This window comes from Pseudoalteromonas luteoviolacea (genome assembly GCF_001750165.1).
GTDB lineage: Bacteria > Pseudomonadota > Gammaproteobacteria > Enterobacterales > Alteromonadaceae > Pseudoalteromonas > Pseudoalteromonas luteoviolacea_G.
In genome coordinates, this window is the sequence record NZ_CP015412.1 from 588303 (window position 1) to 608113 (window position 19811).

The following is a 19811-nucleotide window of genomic DNA, read 5'->3' on the forward strand; positions in this document are numbered from 1 at the left end:
GTTGTTATCTATCCAGCTGAGAGTATCTGGCGATTCCCTATTAAAACCTACAGTCCCAAACAATCGCTTTGAGCCCCTCCTGTAACGGCTTAGGCTTTGAAGGTTAGTCAAATTGTTTGACTTTTAGACATTAACTTACGAGCCTTTGCTTGGTCAAAAAATATACGGCCTAGTAATGGTTTTAATTGTTATAAGATATCAAAAATAAATTTATTTATGATTTCGAAAGATTAGATTTAATGCGGTTATTCTGTAGGCTTAGCCTTTGTGGTGAACTTTTAAATTTGATATCCAGCCTTTCTATGACTCATTTTTACATTATTCCCTCTGAGCTCTTTAGTCCATGAATAAATGACTACTATAAAGGGATAAAAAACTCAAAATTGACATATAAAAGTCACACAAATATTACATTTGAAATATTTTTCATATAGAGTTACGTCCTCAATTACTAAATAATTCATTATAAAACACGGTAAATGGAAATAACTATGTTCAAAAAATCTCTAGTCGCGTCAGCAATCACATGTTTTTTGTTGCCAGCCCATGCTGAAGTCATGATTTCTGAATATGTTGAAGGAAGCAGTTACAACAAGGCTGTTGAAATTTATAATAATTCAGATTCTACAATTAACTTAAGCGACTATCGTCTTCAATTTTATTTTAATGGCAATACAAACTCAGCGACCTCAATTGTCTTAGAAGGAATCGTTGCCCCTAAAGCTACACATGTAGTCGTGCATGCACGAGCTGCTGAAGAGTTACGTTTAAAAGCTCAACAACAAAAAGATGGTAGTTGGTTTAATGGTGACGATGCAGTTGTATTGACTAAGAACGATGTAATCGTCGATAGTATTGGCCAGATAGGTGTTGATCCTGGTTCATCATGGAGCGATCAAGGTGTATCTACAAAAGACAGAACTTTAGTTCGTTTCGCGTCAATAACTTCTGGTGATTCAATCGCGACTGATGAATTTTTTCCATCGAATGAATGGGAAGCGTTGGCAAAAGATGACTTTTCAAATATAGGCATACATAACGCAAGCGATCCTACGGAGCCACCAGCACTCACTTGTAATGAGAACAATACTAAGATCCACGCAATACAGGGTGAAACAGATGAAAGTCCACTCGTTGGTGAGCAAGTAGAGTTGCAAGGTGTGGTTACGGCCTCTTTTGTTGGTGACGATCAGCTAAAAGGCTTCTTCGTGCAAGAAGAGTCGTTTGATCACGATGACAATGCGCTTACATCTGAAGGAATATTTGTTTCATACCAAGATAGTTCTATTGTAGAAGGCCAAGTTGTGAAATTAGCTGGTAGTGTTCGAGAATCATATGGCCAGACTCAAATAAGCAGCGTGACGGGTCTGGTTTTGTGTGGTACCGACGCGGTAGTGAGCACGGATATCACCATTCCTTCGCAATTGGGTCTTGAAGCTTACGAGGGTATGCTGGTCAATATCACGAATGAGTTATTCGTCAATGACAATTATGGCTTAAAACGTTACGGTGAGCTAAAGCTTGGCTCTGAGCGTTTATATCAAGGCACTCAGGTTGCACAACCCGGTGACAGTGCAAATGAAGTTGAACGACTCAACCTAACGAAAGAAATTACGCTCGATGACGGCTCTTCACTGCAAAACCCTGAAATTATCCCCTACCCTACTGCCGAGCTTGATGCTTACAATACGCTTAGACTTGGCGATAAAGTCACCGGTGTTGAAGGCGTCGTAGGCTATGGGTTCTCTCAGTATCGAGTAAACCCTGTTAAGCAGCCTAATTTTGTATCAGAAAATTCCCGTACAGATGGCCCTATAGAAGCGCAAGGGAACCTTAGAATTGCCAGTATGAATGTGCTCAACTTCTTTAACGGTGACGGATTAGGTGGCGGGTTTCCTACGGAACGCGGTGCAGATTCTATTGAAGAGTTTGAGCGTCAGAAGGCAAAATTAGTTGCGGCAATATTGAACTTGGATGCAGACGTAATTGGTTTGTTGGAAGTCGAAAACGATGGCTTTGGCGAGTTTAGTGCAATAGCAGAGTTGGCAAATGCTTTAACCATGGCGGATGCTGACAACACTTATCAGTATGTCGATATGGGGACAGATGCGATCGGCACTGATGCAATCATGTCTGGGATAATCTATCGCAGTAACAAAGTAAAAGAAGTCGGCACTGCCGCATATACAGATGCCGTGCCATTTGACTATGGTAACCGCCCTCCTGTTATGCAATCGTTTGAAGATATACAGACTACGGACGTTTTCAATGTGGTTGTCACGCATTTGCGTTCAAAAGGCAGTTGTAGCAAGGCTGAAGGGTTGGACCAAGACCAGTTCGACGGTCAAGGCTGTTGGAATCAAACTCGAGTTACAGCAGTTGATGAGCTCAATCGCTGGTTAGCAAGCAACCCAACTTCTGTATTAGATGATGACACAGTTATTTTGGGTGATTTCAATGCTTACAATAAAGAAGACCCGATTACGCAAATGACTGTCAACGGATACGAAAATCTCCGTGATGTGATCAATGCGGACAGCACAAGTTATTCGTATGTGTTCAAAGGTCGTTTAGGTAGCCTAGATCATGCTTTTGCCAGCAGCGCTATGACGCAAAAAGTCCTCGCGGTATCTGATTGGCATATTAATGCAGATGAACCTGTGTCGCTTGATTACAACATTGAATATAAGTCTGACAAGCATCGGCAGTCTCTTTATGCCGCGCATGCATATCGCTCATCGGATCATGACCCAATTGTTATTGACTTGCAAACCCAAGACCCATATCCAGTTATCGAAGGTGAAATCGACAATATTTATGGCTGGTTCTGGTGGCAGCGTACTTCAATTGAAGTACCTGAGGGATATAGTAATTTGGAAGTTAAAATTGAAGGTCAAGGTGAGGCTGATTTATATCTAAGACATAAACGTAAGCCAAGATTCCATAAATTTGATTGCCGACCTTACCTATGGGGTAGTAACGAACAATGTGTTGTGGATGATGTCCAACATGGCACGTGGCATATAGGTTTAAGAGGCTTTTTGCCTTACCGTAATGTAACCTTGAGCTACAAAATTTCACGTAATTAAAAAGGGTAGATTGTTACTTCGAACGCGATTCGGTTTCAATCACTGTTTTTAGCTGTCTACAGATAGCCCCTTGTTTCCTTAAGAATAAGGGGCATTTCATTGATTATGATCTGATTATTTTATACTTGTCCTATGATTGCCTTTTGAACTCTTAGTCTTAAGTTATCTGGATCTGGGGTGTGGGGGGTTGGTTCAAATTTTCTCACACAGCGAGGGTCTTCAGCACATTTATCTGTTAGCGCTTTTAAGAATTCAACTAAATCGCTCTGTTGTGCTGCATCCAATGGCGCTGCGACAAAAGGTGACAACTGCAGTAACGCGAGTGCACTTTGGCTATTTGATTCAGCATTCACGTTTAGTGTTTCACAGCTGGTATCATTTTTAAATTGCGACAGACCACAAGCACCTCCCTTTTCGAAAAAGCCACTAATTGTAGATTCAGGGTTTACATAGTGTGCGACTACTTCTTCTAAAGTCTCATATGCACCTGAATGTCCATATGGGGCTGTTAGTTCAACATTGAGTAGGCTTGGGACTCTAAAAGCAAATGAATTACGCTGTTGTGAGTCAATGTTGAATCGCCCGAAATCTGCATTTTGCTCATCAAGCCCGATCCCAAACTGGGGAAACGCTAAGTTAAAAAAGCCATCGTTACTGAATCGACTGCCACCATGACAGTTTACACAGCCAGCGCCGCCTTCACTAATTTGCGTAAAAAATAAAGTAGCGCCGCGTTTTTGCGCTTGAGTCATTGCGTTTTGGTTACCGCGTAAATAGGCACTCCAAGGTGAATTGACCAGATTTACAGAAGATTGATATTGCCCTAAAGCCAACGCAATACTATCGAAGGTGATTAATGACTCTGCGCTTTGATTACTGTTAAAAGCACGTCTAAACTCTATTAACCACTGATTTTTGTCTAGTTGATCAGTTTGAGAGCCGTAATTTCCTAGACGCTGTGCTATGTGCTCGCGAACAGACTGGTTATCAAAGGCGTCTGGAAATGCTTGTCCTCTCATCTCTTCCACTGAGGTTACAGGGAAGCGAGACAAAGCACCAACTAAATCATTTCCGACTTGCTCATCAGCAACTTGAAAACCAGAATCTGGTGTGCTTATGACTTCAATTTGCTGCCCGTTTTCAGCGGTGGTAGTAAAGCGTTGAATTCTTCCATCCCAAAATAAACTCGAGGTTGCTAGGCCGACGTTAAAAATTGTAGGCGAGTTTCTCGGGATATTAATGGTGTCTGCTGTCAATCTAAGTGGCCCTATGATATCTGGGTTAACGGCATTTGTGCCGATAGGTAAAGATAATCCATCGGCACCACCTAACCTTGGATGATGGCAGCTAGCGCAGGCTACAGTTTTTTCGCCGCCAAGCGCTTTACTAAAAAAGAGTTTCATACCCAGCTGTGGTAATGGGTCCATAATTTTAGGTAAACTTGAGGTATCAGGTAAAGTTTCTTGTAGATTTTGCTGAGTAACGATTTCTTGTAATCGAATGTCTGCTTCAGTCTGTGTCTGGATTAAGTTGTGCCTAAGTGTCTTCTTTGGTTTGTCGTGGCCATGGTTTGGTTTTGCGTGTAACAGCGAGCTGGGTGCGTTGAATAAAATTAACGCGCCCAAATAGATTAGGTTTTTGTATTTCATATTTTTGCCCCTTTTTAGATATACCACTTAGCTTGGTCACTAAATGTGCAAAAAATATGTTTTTATAAATGCAGCAGAGCGCTAGTTCTTTTTATGCGTTCTGCTATGCCATCTTACGATTTCTTTATGATCTCTTGTCACTGCCTGTTCATTCGACTCACAGTGTTTTACTTCATTTGCTAAAACGTCTTCTGCATTAAGTTCTAGTTTTTGTAGGAGCGCACTTAACATGGTTTGTTCTGTTTCCGACAAGGTTTCTAGCAGTTTTTTTTCTCTTTGTTTTAGATGCGTTGCTACTTTGCAATATATCTCTTCACCTAGTTTTGTTAACTCAACCGGTTTGCTTCGAGTCTGTATTTGTGTATGTGCGTATTGCGCCAACCCTCTCTTTAGCAATGCTGTTATTGCTCTGGTTGTCGAATATGGGTCTAGTCTGGTTTGATAGGCAATATCAGAGGCTGTAATTGGACCATAGGAGCCGATATTAACCAGTATTCTAAGCTCCCTAGTATCCAAATCTGTCAAATCTCGAATAATCGGATCTCTTGAAATCGATAACAGGTTACTAACTACAGCGACTTGAAAAGGGATATGTGTTTCTAACGCTAATTTGCTCTGCTTATTTTGTTTAAAGCTTGCCAATCTATTTTTTAATGCATTTTTATTTGAGATTTCACTAGACAAGTAGGTTCTCCAGAGTTATGTTGTGTTGCATATGCAACAAAAAATATAAATTCAACAGGAGCTGATTATGCCTTTAGTTACCCCACTATCACAAGATCACGATCAGGAAGTCACTGAGCTTGCAAAATTTTTTAACGAAACCTTGGGGTTTTGCCCGAATAGCGTACTGACAATGCAAATTCGACCAGCGATTGCACGTGCATTTATAAATCTCAATAAAGCAGTTATGGAGAATCATGGCCGTGTTACATCAGAGCTAAAAAGACTAATTGGATATATCACAAGCGCAAATACGGGCTGCCGTTACTGTGAGGCTCATACAATTTTAGCAGCTCAACGATATGGTGGTACTGATAATCGATTGGCACAAATTTGGCAGTTCCGTGAATCTGATGTTTTCACTGAAGGCGAAAAAGCAGCGTTTGAGTTTGCATTAGCCGCCTCAAGTGTACCAAATGCTGTAGATACCAATATCGAATTAGAACTGAAAAAGTACTGGGATGATGGTGAAATAGTCGAAATCTTGGGTGTTATCTCTTTATTCGGTTACTTAAACCGCTGGAATGATTCAATGGCAACGTCTTTAGAGTCAGGTGCTATTGACGCTGGCGAGACTTTATTAAAACAAAACAACTGGGAAGTTGGAAAACATCAGTCTTAAACCTACCTTTACATCTCAACTACCAAAGGCTTTATCGTAAGATAAAGCCTTTTTATATTAGTTCTGTATATCAAAATGAACTGTTTAATATTCAAGCTTAATTGTGAAACCTATAGCCAGTTCTAATCCCCCCTTCTTCGTTGAGCCATGCTGCATTAAACCAATTTGGCCAATTTTAGTTCGAAAGTTTCATTATTTACCAAAACTTTTAAAACATTTTACGCAAGCGATATACAAACAGTTCAAAACAGACTAGATTACAGTCTGGCTTTAGGTACTGACTCCATTATTTTAAATTTTAAAACAGTGTCATTTTGAAGTTTCAGAAAAAATTGAAACTTTAGTTGATCTGAGTCAGTATTCTTTGTATATTTTACTTTCAATAATTACTGAACGTTTAGAATTATGAATTTATCACCAAAAATCGAAAACTTCGTGCTCCATTGCGGTGAAATGGGCAGTCGTTGGGGATTTAATAGAACGATTGGACAAATGGTGGGGTTACTCGTTATTAATGAACACCCACTCACAGCAAATCAAATTGCAGAAGCTCTAAAGATTTCCCGTGGCAATGTAAGTATGGGGATCAAAGAGTTGCAGTCATGGCAACTTGTAAAAGTTCATCATATCCCTGGCGATAGAAAAGAATATTATGCGCCGAACGGTACTATATGGGATCTTGCGAATAAAGTGTTTGAAGAAAGACGCAAGCGAGAAATTGACCCTACCCTGACCTTGTTACGCGACCAAATTTTAGATACAGCTAACTCGCCAGAGGAAAAGTACGCTCAGGAGCAAATGCAATCCATACATGATCTTTTAGAAACAGTGACTAAATGGTCAGCTGAATTGCAGAGGTTGACACCTGAACAATTGCAATCATTGATGAAGCTAGGCTCGTCTGTTAGTAAGGTGATCGACCTCAAGGATAAGTTATTGAAAAAGTCGTAACTAACAGAGGTGTGTCATGCTTGATACCTTATTGCTGTCGCGAATTCAGTTCGCGACCAATATAAGTTTCCATATACTTTTCCCGACCATATCCATTGCGCTTGCATGGTTCTTGGTTTTTTTTAAAGTCAGATATGTTCAAACAAAGCAACCCGTTTGGCTCCGGGCTTATCGGTTTTGGGTTAAAATTTTTGCCCTAACATTCGCTTTGGGTGTTGTCAGTGGTATCACCATGTCATTTCAATTTGGCACAAATTGGCCAGGTTTCATGGAGCGTATTGGCAATATTGCAGGCCCTTTGTTGGGATATGAGGTTCTGACTGCTTTCTTTATGGAGGCCACCTTTTTAGGGATTATGTTATTTGGTATGAAGCGTGTCAGTCCTGCTGTACATACTTTTTCTACTGTTGTTGTTGCCATAGGCACAACGATATCTGCTTTTTGGATATTGTCTCTAAATAGCTGGATGCAAACACCAGTTGGTTACGAGATTATTGACGGTGTATTCTATCCCAAAGATTGGTTTGCAATTATTTTTAATCCATCTTTTGGTTATAGACTTTCCCACATGTTGTTGGCTTCAGGGATCACGGCATCCTTTTTAATAGCGGGGATCAGCGCTTATCGTTTGCTCAAAAATGATCACAAACATGCACCTAAACTGACACTTAAAGTGGCACTGACGGTCGCTATGGTACTTACTCCATTGCAGGCTTTTGTTGGTGATTTACATGGACTCAATACTTTTGAGCACCAACCACAAAAAGTGGCTGCGATGGAAGGCGTTTGGGAAACAGAAAAAGGTGCTCCTTTATTGCTATTTGCTGTTCCGGATGAAGCTAATAGAAAGAATCATTTTGAACTTGCGATCCCTAATCTTGCTAGCTTAATCCTCACACATGAATTAGATGGTGAAATTAAAGGCCTTAATGAATTCAAAAATGCGCACCCCCCGGTGAAGCCTGTATTTTATGGTTTTCGCGTTATGGTTGGGCTTGGTTTGTTCATGATATTCGTTGCAGCATTGGCGAGAGTTACTTTATGGAAACATAAAGTGCTACCAGTGTGGCAGCTCAAATTGCTTGTTGTCATGACTTTTTCAGGGTGGATAGCAACATTGGCCGGCTGGTATGTGACCGAAATCGGCCGGCAGCCCTACATGGTTCAAGGTTTAGTCAGAATTGATGAACTTGTAACCCAAGTCCCTTCAGAGCATGTTTTATACACGCTGATCGGGTATATAAGTGTTTATGCGATATTGCTTGCGGCTTACATTAAAACGTTATTTTATACAGCGGATAAAGCGGTCGAAGTTGAAGAATACGAATTGAATCCACCAATGCGAGGTGAACAATATGCTTAGTAGTGAATTCTTAGCTGTGTTTTACGGTGCATTAATGGCATTGGCAATAATTGTTTATGCTGTCTTGGATGGTTATGACCTTGGTGTTGGTATTCTGTTACCATTTAAAAATAAACAACAAGCAGATACCATGATTTCTTCTATTGGTCCTTTTTGGGATGCTAATGAAACTTGGCTTGTATTGGCAGTTGGACTCGCTTTGATTGCTTTTCCACTTGCCCACTCCGTGATATTACAAGCACTTTATTTGCCGGTCGCTTTAATGCTTTTGGGTTTGATTTTAAGGGGGGTTGCTTTTGATTTTCGTGCTAAAGCAAAAACAAAATATCAAGATACGTGGGATTTTAGTTTTAAAATAGGCAGTATCCTTACTGCATTTTCTCAAGGTTTTATGCTTGGTTTATATGTTATGTCGTTTGAGAAAAGTGTAGAAAGCTATGGATTTGCAATTTTAAGCGGGTTTGGTGTTGTGGCAGCTTATGCATTAATTGGCTCTGCTTGGTTAATTATGAAAACAACGGGTCAATTACAACGAAAAGCCGTTAATTGGTGCAAAAAGACCAACATCATTGCGGCTTGCGGTGTGATTGCGGTTTCCGCTGTCAATCCATTAATTAACGACTTTGTTGCTGCAAAATGGTTCGATCTAAACGAATCACTCATACTATTGCCAATACCGGTTTTGTGTATGATTTTATTCGTCATACAAAATACGCTATTAAGTAGCTTCGATGATGCTGAAGACATACTAAAAAGCTGGCGGCCATTCGCCATCGCAACATCAATATTTCTTTTATGTTTTTCAGGTCTGCTACATAGCTTTTACCCTTACGTTGTGCCAAATCAACTCACAATTTATGAGTCTCTCGCAGATCCTTCAGCTCTTACTTTTATGCTGTATGGTGTCATTGTGGTGGTACCTGCAATTATTGGCTACACATTGTTTTCATATCGTGTTTTTTGGGGAAAAACACAAGCACTATCTTATTATTAAATTTCATTCATTAGCCCAACAAAAAGGCAGCTGTTACGCTGCCTTTTTTATCCAAAAAATTTAATTAAATTTTTGGATAACCAATCCTGTCAGAGAGATATCCAACACTGGTTACAAAATAATAGCTTCGGTTCCAGTTCATCAGAGCTTTGTAATTATCATAAGCTAAATACATTCTGCCATTGATATCATCCGGCATAACTAAAGCTGCACTGATACTCACATTTGGCAAATCAGTGCCATCTGTGCGCCTTACACCTAGGGTTTGCCAGTCAGCTAGAGACCGTTCGGAGTTTGCAAAAAACTCAAGCCATTGGCTATGATTTTTCGTGCCTCTCTTCAATACATAATTCTCGGAAAAGCCATCAGGTAGTTTAACTTGTCTTCCCCATGTTAAATTATTATTCCAACCTACACTTTTAAGATAGTTTGCAATGGATGCAAAGGCATCTTCTTTTGTTGTCCAAATATCTTTGCGGCCATCTTTATTATAATCAACAGCATAAGCGTTAAATGAAGTGGGCATGAATTGAGTTTGACCCATTGCACCTGCCCATGAGCCATTGAACTTGTCTAAACCTATGTGGCCATCACGTAATATATCTAAAGCAGCCCATAATTGGCGTTTGTAAAGTGCTTCGCGTCTACCATCAAATGCCAAGGTGACAAGTGCGCTGATAACAGGGTAGCCTCCCTGCACTCGACCAAAACTACTCTCAAGTCCCCAAAGTGCTATAATAAACCGCCCTTGTACACCGAAATCGCGCTCAATTTGGTCTAGAAGCTCTTTGTTTTCTTTGTACAACTTTCTCGCGCGCTTTATTTTCCAGTCAGGTACACGCTTTGGAAGATAAGTTTCAAGCGTTTCGACAATCTCCGGCTGTGTCTTGTCTGCTTTGATCACTTTCTTTTTAAACTTAGCTGTCGCGAAAGCTGATTCTACTAATGATTGTTCATAGCCTTTGGCAAGTGCTTCTGATTTTAGTTTTTGAACGTATTTATCGAAGTCTGCTTGCGTTGTTGCATTGACTGATGCTGAAAAACACAGAGATGTAAGTATAACTTTTAAAGTTTTAGTCACTCTTTGCTCCATTTCGTTTTTTAAATTCATCCAAAAGATTTTCTTCTGGAGGTGGAATCTGCAAGTAAAAACCTTGTTCAGTTAATTTATCCTTAACCAAGTCTAAATCTGCAACCCCAAGTTTTTCTCTTTTGGCAAGATCAATTAACATGACAAATATTGGGGTGCCAAAAGTGCCCATTAAAGGTTCAGGAACTTTGCTGAAATCGTCTCTTTTTTCAATAAAAAGGTAGGTGTCGGCTTTTTTACTACTTTTGTATACTGCACTTAGCATTATAACCCTATAAATTCTTGCTTATCTTAAACCAGCACTATACCATGACATATATAATAATTGGAAAGTTTTGCTGCTCTCAAACGTACATAGTACGGGGTCAAAATAAGATTTAACAAAGAGTACGCAGTTATATTTGAGCGCTTATGTCTACACAATCTTTCGAACTCAAAGGGAACCTTTTCACGTTATCTGTATTACAGCTTTTGAATGCTGACTTAAGTATTGTAAAAGCACAGTTGAGTGAAAAAATATCTCAGGCGCCTAAGTTCTTTAAAGGCGCACCTATCGTAATAAATCTGGCCGAAGTCCAAGACGAGCCTTTGGTACTTTCAGATTTAAAGTCTATCTTAAGTGAGCTATCACTCAATCCTGTTGGTATTTGCAATGGTAGTGACGAGCATAACGACACTGCAAAATCCATTGGCATGTCTGTTTTGAATTATACAAAAGATGTTGCGCCAAGCATTTCAAGCAATACTCAAACTGAGGTTGTTGAAAAACATGTTTATGTGCCAGCTCAAGTGGTGAATGGGACTGTTAGATCAGGTCAGCAAATATACGCCAAAGACAGGGATTTGATTATTATGGGGGCTGTTAGTCACGGCGCAGAAGTAATAGCAGATGGTAATATTCATATTTACGGAACATTACGAGGCCGTGCAATTGCTGGTGCACAAGGTAATGATTCTGCGAGTATTTACTGTCAAAAATTGGAAGCTGAGCTAGTATCAGTTAATGGTAGCTACTGGATCAGCGATTCCCTTCAAGGGGAATTTTGGGGTAATCCTTGTAAGATTACCCAAACAAATGAATCTTTAGAATTAACAGCATTGGTCAAAGGATAAATCTAATGGCAAAAATTATTGTCGTAACTTCCGGTAAAGGTGGTGTGGGTAAAACTACATCGAGTGCAGCAATTGGTACGGGGTTAGCATTAAAAGGCTATAAAACAGCCATCATCGATTTTGATATTGGCCTTAGAAATCTCGACTTAATCATGGGATGTGAGCGCCGTGTGGTTTATGATTTCGTTAACGTCATCAACGGTGAAGCAAACTTAAATCAGGCGCTCATCAAAGATAAGCGAGTAGAAAAACTTTTCATTCTTCCTGCATCTCAGACGCGAGATAAAGATGCTTTGACTCGTGAAGGCGTAGAAAAAGTTTTAAATGAACTAAAAGAAGACTTTGATTTTATCATCTGTGATTCGCCAGCTGGTATCGAAGCTGGTGCAATGATGGCGCTTTATTTTGCTGATGAAGCGATCGTAACCACAAACCCTGAAGTATCATCGGTAAGAGACTCTGATCGAATTTTAGGGATATTGCAAAGTAAGTCACGACGCGCTGAAGACGGTGCGGCGCCAGTCAAAGAGCATCTACTGTTAACCCGTTACAACCCTGAGCGTGTAGCCACTGGCGAAATGTTATCTGTAGAAGATGTGCAAGAAATCTTAGCCATTGACCTTCTTGGTGTCATACCTGAGTCGAAGTCGGTTCTCAACGCTTCTAACTCTGGTCAGCCCGTTATTTTAGACACCGATTCTGATGCTGGCCAAGCGTACAGTGACGCAATTGACAGATTGCTTGGTGAAATAATCGACTTTAGATTTTTAAATGTTGAAAAGAAAGGTCTACTGAAAAGAATTTTCGGAGGTTAACTTGTCTTTACTTGACTATTTTCGTTCAGAAAAAAAGAATAGCGCCTCTTTAGCGAAAGAACGTTTGCAAATTATTGTTGCTCATGAGCGCTCTAAGCGTGGCACGCCAGATTACTTGCCGCAACTTAAGCAGGATATTTTGGAAGTCATTAGTAAATATGTAAAAGTAGATTCAGATGCTGTGAATGTTCAGTTTGAGCAAAACGAGGACGATTTGGCAGTACTTGAATTAAATGTTACTTTGCCTGAAGACGAACAAAAATAAGAAAAAAGCCCATGATACTAGTATCGTGGGCTTTTTTAATGCTGGAGATTATTTTGATATTAATCGCAGTCGAACTCAGGCCATTCGACGATATGTTCTTCAAATTCTTCCTCTAGGTCGACATCGGTTTCTTTTACGACCTTGCCTTTTATACTGACATTTAATTCATGCATTAGTGATTTAGACCCACTGTTTTTGAGTGGGTGCCATGCTGCCAGACCTCTACCTTCATGTAGTCGACGGTAACTACATGATTGAGGCATAAAGAAAATATCTTTAAGGTTCTCTTTTGTTAACTGTACGCAAGTAGGGACAAGCGTTTGACGCTCACTATAGCGTGTACATCCACCGGTTTGTATGTCACTGTACTGGCAGATCACATCAGTGTATAACAATTCTTCACCTTCTCTTAGTACATCGGTGCTTTCGAATTGTTCTTCCTCTTCTTCACTATTAATAAACGAATGAAGGCAGCATTTACCACACCCATCGCAAATTGCTTCCCACTCTTCGGTGCTCATGTCTGCTAAAGACTTCGCTTCCCAAAATTCTATACTGCTCATAATTAACGCCCAAAAAACTGAACATCAGATTTTACTGTATAGTCAGTTATAGCGCAAAGAGATTACATTGCGATCCTTAACTTGCTTGGGCATCACTAATCTGTACGGAATTATCCATAGGCAAAGAGATTTCGATACATAAGCCGCCAAGTAAACTATTGTGTGACTCGATTTTACCGCCGTGAGATTCTACAATTTTTTTGCACACTGCTAGTCCCATTCCTTTACCACCCATGAGCGTGCTTCGAGACACTTCTTCTCTGAATAAAGGTTGAAACAATTGTTGGTGTGCTTCATATGACAAGGGCATGCCCGAATCTTCTATTCTGATCACAAGGAAATCGTGATCTAAATATGTATTTAATGAAATTTCGACGCCCTCTCCTCCAAATCTCAGAGCATTTTTTACTACTTCACATACTGCATTTGAGATGGTTTGTTTGTCTAATGTAATAGACAATGAGCGGTCTAATTTATTAGTGATGGAAAATGTTGATGTTTTTGGGTCACCTTGGCTGATACATGTCTGGAAAATTTCATTAATGTAGACATGTGCATTAGTAGATTCTTGACTTAAAAGCGATGCGATATCCTTGTCATCTGTTACTAACATCAGTTGGTCTATAAAGGTATTGAGCTCATCAATTTTACTCATTAGCTTGTTATAGGAGTCTTGAACATTGTCTACAATATTGTACTGCAATGATTCAACTTGAATCTTCATTACAGTTAGGGGCGTTCTGAGTTCATGTGACAAATCAGTAAATAGTTTCTCTTCTTTCTCTTTTAGCTTTTCTTCTTTAAAGCTAACTTCGCGGTGTTTGGTATTTACTGTTTGATTCAATGCATGCACTTGATGTTGAAGTTGACTTAACAACCTTGATTGCAGAGATTTGTGTTGTAAAGCAAGTGCAATGGTGAATAAAAGTACTTCTATCAGGTACCCAATTTTGATGAATGAAGTAATGTCGAAAACATCAATAAAGTTGCCATAGCTTGCCCCCAAAATAGTAAATATATTTAAAAACAATAGATGGTTTATCAAGCTAAACGTGAAAGTACGCATCCCTGGACCCTTTTGCTTAATGCTCCACGAACAAGTGTAAACAAAAACAGGGATGACTAGTGTACTTAAAATGAGATTGAAATAGACCGTGTCGAGCAACAAAGCAGTGGGTACAGTGATTGTGTAAAGTACGATAAAAGCAACATAGACTTTATTTAAGGCTGGATGGTAATGCTTTAGCTGCAAGAAGCCTCTGACAAATAGTAGATGAAAAAGTGGGACAGTGGCCATTAAAAATATTGAAAATTGACCAGAGAATGCATTGTATGAGGGCCAAAAATACTGAAAGCTGAACCCCGCAGTATCAACGACTATTAAAAAGAATAAAAAAGTCCAAGCGGCATAAAAAACGTTTGTACTATTTTTATTAAAAAATAAATTTACTAAAACGATTAATAAGATAGCAGCAACCACGCCAGTGAGGCTTGCATTAGTGATGATACTTTTGTGTGACTCTTTAAGGTAATTTTCAGGAGTATGAATTTGCAAATTTGCTGGCGCGTTTGCAAACGTTTGATATTCGATAAGAAAGATGTTTTCACCAAAATCCATGTTCAGAGGTATATACATTTGTGGATCTTGAACTGGACGTTTACTGAAAGGGTCCGATTCGTCCAAATTCACAAGGTCTTGCCACCCATTTGGTAGTTTTTTATATACTGACAGCTTAGCTAAGCGAGGAAAGCCAAATGACATCTTCCAGTCTGTGACCTTACTTTGATTATCAAGCTTAATGTATGCCCATTTCGAATAAATGCTTATTTTTGGTTTCTTATTTATTTCGCTAATTGGCCTGAAGTGGTATGAATGGCGGTCAAAGTCAAATGCACTGCGAAACTGTCCTTCGTAATCGAGGTAAAACATCGCTTCATTATTTAGAGAGAGAGCCTGTGTATTTGGTTTTATTGTTGTTGGCTCTATATTGGTCAATGGACTAGCAATGATTGGTGTACAAAAAAAACACAGCAGTACCAGCAAAAAACAACGCATTACTTATTCTCTTCATTCTTTTAGTCAAACTTTAGCCTTTAATCATGTAGCAAATATGGAGGCTGAGAATGATTTCTGTTTAAGCCTAAGTGGATTGTAAAGGATTGTAACACAGATTAATTTGATAAAAACTCAATAAAACAGTCACATAGCTATCTCGAGCTATTTTGCCCTGTCTATTTACTTGATTTAAGACATTAATCAGTAATGGTTTGTAGGTACAATTATCGCGACTGAAATATTTCTGTCATATTTGTTTGTTTAAATGCGTCCTGAAACAAAAACGTCATCAAAGTGCCATAAAAAATGGCATTGACATAACGAGATAAATCAATGAGTGAATATAGCCAAAAGTCATTACCATCAAAGTTACTAACCTGGGGTGCAATTGCATTTCTTGTTTATTTAGTGCTAGTTGCCGTAGGTACAGTCAGTGGTGGTTTTAAACTTGCTTCCGGCGGTTCTGAAGGTGCGAAAGAAATTTTCGCCTTTGCTACTAATCCATTCGTCGCACTTCTATTGGGTGCACTTGCTACAGCCCTAGTTCAATCATCTTCTACTGTAACATCTGTTATAGTCGGTTTAGTTGCTGGTGGTTTGCCATTACAAATCGCCATCCCTATGATTATGGGTGCAAACATAGGTACTACAATTACAAACACATTAGTATCTATAGGTCATATTCGTTCTAAAGAAGAGTTCCAAAGAGCCTTTGCTGCTTCTACTGTACATGATTTCTTCAATCTATTTGCGGTAGCGATCTTCTTACCATTAGAGATCATGTTCGGTTTATTAGAAAAGTTCTCTGCCAGTCTTGCGCACCTATTCGTTGGTGATGCGGACTTATCAATTAAGAGTTATAACTTCATCAAGCCTTTAGTGAAACCAGCTGTTGGCGTTGTTAAAGATTCTGTAAGTTTCCTAGATGGAAAAGCTGCTGGTATCGCAATGGTTGTTATTGGTATCGCATTAATCCTCTTTGCTGTAACAACTTTAGGCAAGCTGCTAAAACAAGCACTTGTAGGTAAAGCAAAAGACTTACTTCATGGTGCAATCGGCCGCGGTCCAATTGCAGGGATCAGTTCAGGTGCTGTAGTTACTGTTATGGTTCAGTCTTCATCAACGACTACTAGCTTAATGATTCCACTTGCAGGTAGCGGTGTTTTCACTACGCGTCAAATCTACCCATTCACACTGGGTGCAAACATCGGTACTACTATTACAGCGCTACTTGCAGCAACTTCAATCACAGGCCCTGCGGGTGAAGTAGCGTTAACTGTTGCGTTAGTACATGTAATGTTCAACGTTTTCGCTGTTGGTCTAATCTACGGTTTGCCACTACTGCGCGAAATCCCAATCAAGTGTGCTGAGAAGCTTGCTGAAGTGGGTGCTAAGAACAAGACTGCTGCGTTCGGATATGTACTTGGTTCATTCTTCGTAGTACCCGGTCTTATCATGCTAGCTGTTCGTTAATTTAAGCTAGACAATATAACGCCTCGGTGACTTTATTTTGTCACCGAGGTTTTGTTCATATAAATGCAATAAAAAAACTTCACAATAAAGCTGATTAAAACTTTTAGTTGTATCTAATGCGAAATTCTAGAACTATTCAATTTGAGTTATACACACATACAGACCCTCTTTTTCCTATAGGGAAGGCATCTGCACTTGATGAAATTGAGTTTGAGGTCCAAGGGGACGAGCTTGTGTTGGACTGTTTGTTGCCAAGTGACGCTGCTTCAGGCAATACACTGGTGATTACTTCTACTCATATAGATGCTCGGTATGTCAACTTTAGCGGAAATGTAGTGCTAGATGATCTAGATATTGTAAAAGGCTCTGTTGAACTTATTTTAAAAGGCAATGGTAAAGCAGGTACTTACATGACACAGCTTAGTTTGCTTGGAGAAACTGGTGGGGTTAAAAACATCGTGGATGCACAGGTTGAGTTGGCATGTGGGATTGATAGTAATGAGGCAGATTCATCAACTTTTCAATCTCAGCAGCCTTTCTTTAAGATCCTATCTGCAAGATTGACTGCCTGGAAAAATGAATTAATGGACGGTTTAGCTTTACAGAGGTAGTGAAATTTTCCCGAAGGTCAATTGCCCTTGTGTATTCTCATCTGCACTTTCACTCATGACACATTGATTCGCAAGTACGGCGAACAGTACAGCTTCTTTAGAGTCTGTATCAATTCCATCATTATCAAGCTTCACAATATTAAAATTCCTTGAGAGTTTATCCTTTAGTTTATTGAAAAGTGTGTCATTGTGGGCACCACCACCACTGACTATGACCTCTACTGTTCCTGAAACATCTAGCTTTGTAATGTGGTCAACAATACAATATGCAGTGAATTCATTTAATGTCGCAAGTGTGTCATGGTGCGAAATTTTAAGCTTCTTGTGCAAAATTATTGATTCTAGTAAGTCTACATTAAACAATTCTGGGCCAGTGGTTTTAGGCATAGGCTGTATAATGAAGTCCAATGACGTCAATGCCGATAGTAATTCTTTGCATACTATACCTTTAGAAGCTAAGTCCCCATTTTGGTCATAAGCTAGATTTAAATATTTTCGGACATATTGGTCCATCAAGGTGTTTCCAGGTCCAATGTCAGAGCAAATGATGTCATTAAGAGTATGGTTCTTCCCTATAAATGTAAAATTTGCAATTCCACCGATATTTAAAAGTAAAGTGTTTTTATTGGGCTCAGCGAACAGATAATAATCACCGTATTGTGCTAAAGGCGCACCTTCGAACCCTGCTGCTATGTGCTTTTGTCTAAAATCGGATAAGGTTATTATACCTGTATCTATAGCAATATGATCGCCATCCCCAATCTGCAAAGTACCATGTTTAAAGTCGGGTAAATCATGGAAACTATTTGGACAATGATAAATCGTTTGCCCATGGCTTGCTATTAGATCGATGTCTTTATCTTCTATTCCCCATCTTGATAATTGCTCGTTAACTAAGCGTGCATGGTAAGTGCCAATCCAAGGGTTGAGCAAAGTCATATATTTCAGGTCAACATATTCTTTAGAAAAGACAGCTAAAATCTTTTCTTTGATTGCATCGTCATAAGCGACAGTTTCAAAATGAGTAACTTTACATTGTGTACTTATGCCAGACCCAGAAATCACACAAACGGCGATATCCAAGCCATCCAAAGATGTTCCGCTCATTAAGCCTATAATGGTTCTTTGTTTTTTTTCTGATAGTTTGTAAAGTCTTTGTATATGTGGGTTCATAAGTACTACTGAATATTGTTAGTGGTTAAGACTGAAATGACTGGGTAAATATTGTGACCTAGTTCGAGAGTCAAATTGACTGCTTGATAACCATCAAGAATAATTTTTTTTGGTAATGCTGTCAGTAAGTGGGCTTGACCATTGGCATATAAAACCATGATCTGCTCAGGCTCCAATATCCTTCGGCCTGAGGACAAATTAGAGATATTGATAAGTACGGCCCTGTTTCCCTCGTCAGTTGACATTGCAAGAGTACTGTTTATCTTAAAGTCACTGTTCTTCGGTCTAATTTTATCTTGGTTATAAAATTCGTTCAGATTAATTTGTGGTAAATAAGTATCTATTGAATATGGTTTTTCTTTTGACAGGGCGGATGTTGATATCATCAACAGCGTCAAATATAAAAGATATTTCAAATGTTCTCCTTAGTTAGCTCTTTTGGTTGTGCCGCTTTTAATATTTTTTCTATTTCTGGTTTTAAGCTTTCTATTGCTTCGTTAACCGCATCAATTTCTTGCTGAGTGAAATTTATCCGGCTCAACATAAAGTGGATAGCATTATCGTTGACGATATATGAGTGTAACCTTAATTTATCGTACCCAAGTCGATTGATATAATAATATCCGCTGTATTCATCCTCTATTAAAAAGTCGATTCTTTTTTTGTTTACCAGTTCCATTCGTCTTGAAGCGCTTGCGACTTCTACAAGCCTTTGCTGATACCAAGAAATTTGTAAGATTTGCCTTAACTCCTCGCCATAGTATGCCCCAGGGTTTGTAACGAAGGTGTATTCTGCGGCAAACAATTCAGTAAGGCTTTTGACTGGCGCAAGTTCAAGTCTGGTAAATAATCTCATGCGTTCCCGCCTATAAGGAACTGTAAAATGTGCGTTTTGTGCTCTTTCTATATTAAAACTAGCTGAGGGCAAAACATCAATAAATCCTTTATATAATTCAACTAACCCTCTGGCTGAGCTAGGTAAACGCAAAAACTGAATACAGATCTTTGCTTTTTCAAAAACTAACTTAGTTATCGCTATATCTACACCTTTTGGGACATCGTTTTCATATCGGATGTATGGGGGCCAAGTGCCACCTATACCGACCTTTTTTTCTGTTTTACAGTTTGGCGCAGAATGGACGAAGCTTGAGTAGAAAGCAATTGCAATTAAGATCTTTTTCACATGACGTTTCTGAGTGGAATTATAAACTTAGTATGATTTATTTAGGAAAAAAAACAAAGGTGCTTTGCACCTTTGTTT

The 19811-nt window shown here is 39.2% G+C and carries 19 protein-coding genes; 10 read left to right on the top strand and 9 right to left on the bottom strand.

Features of this window, described 5'->3' with window-relative positions; translation table 11 throughout:
• The first annotated feature begins 491 nt into the window (after positions 1-491).
• Positions 492-3089: an ExeM/NucH family extracellular endonuclease gene (locus S4054249_RS23030; protein ID WP_046358226.1), complete on the top strand. Its 2598-nt coding sequence runs from the start codon at positions 492-494 to the stop codon at positions 3087-3089.
• Between the two features lie 119 nt (positions 3090-3208).
• Here the strand turns inward: S4054249_RS23030 and S4054249_RS23035 are convergent, their stop codons facing one another.
• Together S4054249_RS23035 and S4054249_RS23040 are read right to left on the bottom strand one after the other, a co-directional pair.
• Positions 3209-4738, bottom strand: a complete 1530-nt coding sequence (locus tag S4054249_RS23035; protein WP_080928466.1) for a cytochrome-c peroxidase — start codon at positions 4736-4738, stop codon at positions 3209-3211.
• A gap of 81 nt (positions 4739-4819) precedes the next feature.
• Positions 4820-5422 (bottom strand): MarR family winged helix-turn-helix transcriptional regulator, encoded by a 603-nt coding sequence (locus tag S4054249_RS23040; protein WP_052961161.1) that lies wholly within the window; start codon positions 5420-5422, stop codon positions 4820-4822.
• Positions 5423-5489: 67 nt separating this feature from the next.
• Here S4054249_RS23040 and S4054249_RS23045 point away from each other — a divergent pair, with 67 nt between their 5' ends.
• The 4 genes from S4054249_RS23045 (at position 5490) to cydB (ending at position 9391) form a co-directional block, all read left to right on the top strand.
• Positions 5490-6083 carry a carboxymuconolactone decarboxylase family protein gene (locus S4054249_RS23045; RefSeq protein WP_046358227.1) on the top strand — a complete coding sequence of 198 codons (594 nt, stop codon included), beginning with the start codon at positions 5490-5492 and terminating at the stop codon, positions 6081-6083.
• A gap of 405 nt (positions 6084-6488) precedes the next feature.
• Positions 6489-7034 (top strand): GbsR/MarR family transcriptional regulator, encoded by a 546-nt coding sequence (locus tag S4054249_RS23050; RefSeq protein WP_039610469.1) that lies wholly within the window; start codon positions 6489-6491, stop codon positions 7032-7034.
• Between the two features lie 16 nt (positions 7035-7050).
• Positions 7051-8397 (top strand): cytochrome ubiquinol oxidase subunit I, encoded by a 1347-nt coding sequence (locus tag S4054249_RS23055; RefSeq protein WP_046358228.1) that lies wholly within the window; start codon positions 7051-7053, stop codon positions 8395-8397.
• Positions 8390-9391, top strand: coding sequence for a cytochrome d ubiquinol oxidase subunit II (gene cydB / locus S4054249_RS23060; protein WP_046358229.1), 1002 nt, complete (start codon positions 8390-8392; stop codon positions 9389-9391). The genes S4054249_RS23055 and cydB overlap by 8 nt, the downstream gene beginning before the upstream one ends.
• A gap of 64 nt (positions 9392-9455) precedes the next feature.
• Here cydB and S4054249_RS23065 read toward each other — a convergent pair whose 3' ends face one another.
• Together S4054249_RS23065 and S4054249_RS23070 are read right to left on the bottom strand one after the other, a co-directional pair.
• A complete protein-coding gene (locus S4054249_RS23065; RefSeq protein WP_046358230.1) occupies positions 9456-10472 on the bottom strand; it encodes a lytic murein transglycosylase in 1017 nt (338 codons plus the stop codon).
• Positions 10465-10746: a YcgL domain-containing protein gene (locus S4054249_RS23070; RefSeq protein ID WP_046358231.1), complete on the bottom strand. Its 282-nt coding sequence runs from the start codon at positions 10744-10746 to the stop codon at positions 10465-10467. Before S4054249_RS23070 ends, S4054249_RS23065 begins: the two co-directional genes overlap by 8 nt.
• Positions 10747-10892: 146 nt before the next feature.
• On the opposite strand from S4054249_RS23070, the gene minC reads away from it, so the two are divergent.
• The 3 genes from minC to minE are packed head-to-tail and all read left to right on the top strand — an operon-like array spanning position 10893 to position 12674.
• Positions 10893-11594 carry a septum site-determining protein MinC gene (gene minC / locus S4054249_RS23075; RefSeq protein ID WP_046358232.1) on the top strand — a complete coding sequence of 234 codons (702 nt, stop codon included), beginning with the start codon at positions 10893-10895 and terminating at the stop codon, positions 11592-11594.
• A gap of 5 nt (positions 11595-11599) precedes the next feature.
• A complete protein-coding gene (minD, locus tag S4054249_RS23080; RefSeq protein WP_046358233.1) occupies positions 11600-12409 on the top strand; it encodes a septum site-determining protein MinD in 810 nt (269 codons plus the stop codon).
• A gap of 1 nt (position 12410) precedes the next feature.
• Positions 12411-12674 (top strand): cell division topological specificity factor MinE, encoded by a 264-nt coding sequence (gene minE / locus S4054249_RS23085; protein ID WP_039610476.1) that lies wholly within the window; start codon positions 12411-12413, stop codon positions 12672-12674.
• A 59-nt stretch (positions 12675-12733) separates the two neighbouring features.
• Here minE and S4054249_RS23090 read toward each other — a convergent pair whose 3' ends face one another.
• Together S4054249_RS23090 and S4054249_RS23095 are read right to left on the bottom strand one after the other, a co-directional pair.
• Positions 12734-13237 (bottom strand): YcgN family cysteine cluster protein, encoded by a 504-nt coding sequence (locus S4054249_RS23090; protein WP_046358234.1) that lies wholly within the window; start codon positions 13235-13237, stop codon positions 12734-12736.
• A 76-nt stretch (positions 13238-13313) separates the two neighbouring features.
• Complete coding sequence (locus tag S4054249_RS23095; RefSeq protein ID WP_046358235.1) at positions 13314-15293, bottom strand: sensor histidine kinase; 1980 nt, start codon at positions 15291-15293, stop codon at positions 13314-13316.
• 333 nt (positions 15294-15626) lie between these two features.
• Here S4054249_RS23095 and S4054249_RS23100 point away from each other — a divergent pair, with 333 nt between their 5' ends.
• Positions 15627-16766 (top strand): Na/Pi symporter, encoded by a 1140-nt coding sequence (locus S4054249_RS23100; RefSeq protein WP_046358236.1) that lies wholly within the window; start codon positions 15627-15629, stop codon positions 16764-16766.
• 116 nt (positions 16767-16882) lie between these two features.
• The gene (locus S4054249_RS23105) at positions 16883-17377 is read left to right on the top strand and encodes a hypothetical protein (protein WP_046358237.1); all 495 of its coding nucleotides are present in this window, start codon (positions 16883-16885) and stop codon (positions 17375-17377) included.
• Here S4054249_RS23105 and S4054249_RS23110 read toward each other — a convergent pair.
• The 3 genes from S4054249_RS23110 to S4054249_RS23120 are packed head-to-tail and all read right to left on the bottom strand — an operon-like array spanning position 17366 to position 19733.
• Positions 17366-18550, bottom strand: a complete 1185-nt coding sequence (locus S4054249_RS23110; protein ID WP_046358238.1) for an anhydro-N-acetylmuramic acid kinase — start codon at positions 18548-18550, stop codon at positions 17366-17368. The two genes, S4054249_RS23105 and S4054249_RS23110, sit on opposite strands and share 12 nt — an antisense overlap.
• A gap of 5 nt (positions 18551-18555) precedes the next feature.
• A complete protein-coding gene (locus S4054249_RS23115) occupies positions 18556-18966 on the bottom strand; it encodes a hypothetical protein (RefSeq protein WP_046358239.1) in 411 nt (136 codons plus the stop codon).
• Positions 18963-19733, bottom strand: a complete 771-nt coding sequence (locus S4054249_RS23120; protein WP_046358240.1) for a substrate-binding periplasmic protein — start codon at positions 19731-19733, stop codon at positions 18963-18965. The genes S4054249_RS23115 and S4054249_RS23120 overlap by 4 nt, the downstream gene beginning before the upstream one ends.
• Positions 19734-19811 lie beyond the last annotated feature (78 nt).

What these genes read in the sequence shown, in the direction of transcription:
- cydB (WP_046358229.1), top strand. Translation starts at nt 8,390, where the DNA reads ATGCTTAGTAGTGAATTCTTAGCTGTGTTTTACGGTGCATTAATGGCA.
- S4054249_RS23100 (WP_046358236.1), top strand. Translation starts at nt 15,627, where the DNA reads ATGAGTGAATATAGCCAAAAGTCATTACCATCAAAGTTACTAACCTGG.
- S4054249_RS23070 (WP_046358231.1), bottom strand. Translation starts at nt 10,746, where the DNA reads ATGCTAAGTGCAGTATACAAAAGTAGTAAAAAAGCCGACACCTACCTT.
- S4054249_RS23030 (WP_046358226.1), top strand. Translation starts at nt 492, where the DNA reads ATGTTCAAAAAATCTCTAGTCGCGTCAGCAATCACATGTTTTTTGTTG.
- minD (WP_046358233.1), top strand. Translation starts at nt 11,600, where the DNA reads ATGGCAAAAATTATTGTCGTAACTTCCGGTAAAGGTGGTGTGGGTAAA.
- S4054249_RS23045 (WP_046358227.1), top strand. Translation starts at nt 5,490, where the DNA reads ATGCCTTTAGTTACCCCACTATCACAAGATCACGATCAGGAAGTCACT.
- S4054249_RS23095 (WP_046358235.1), bottom strand. Translation starts at nt 15,293, where the DNA reads ATGCGTTGTTTTTTGCTGGTACTGCTGTGTTTTTTTTGTACACCAATC.
- minC (WP_046358232.1), top strand. Translation starts at nt 10,893, where the DNA reads ATGTCTACACAATCTTTCGAACTCAAAGGGAACCTTTTCACGTTATCT.
- S4054249_RS23035 (WP_080928466.1), bottom strand. Translation starts at nt 4,738, where the DNA reads ATGAAATACAAAAACCTAATCTATTTGGGCGCGTTAATTTTATTCAAC.
- S4054249_RS23110 (WP_046358238.1), bottom strand. Translation starts at nt 18,550, where the DNA reads ATGAACCCACATATACAAAGACTTTACAAACTATCAGAAAAAAAACAA.
- S4054249_RS23105 (WP_046358237.1), top strand. Translation starts at nt 16,883, where the DNA reads ATGCGAAATTCTAGAACTATTCAATTTGAGTTATACACACATACAGAC.
- S4054249_RS23050 (WP_039610469.1), top strand. Translation starts at nt 6,489, where the DNA reads ATGAATTTATCACCAAAAATCGAAAACTTCGTGCTCCATTGCGGTGAA.
- S4054249_RS23055 (WP_046358228.1), top strand. Translation starts at nt 7,051, where the DNA reads ATGCTTGATACCTTATTGCTGTCGCGAATTCAGTTCGCGACCAATATA.
- S4054249_RS23090 (WP_046358234.1), bottom strand. Translation starts at nt 13,237, where the DNA reads ATGAGCAGTATAGAATTTTGGGAAGCGAAGTCTTTAGCAGACATGAGC.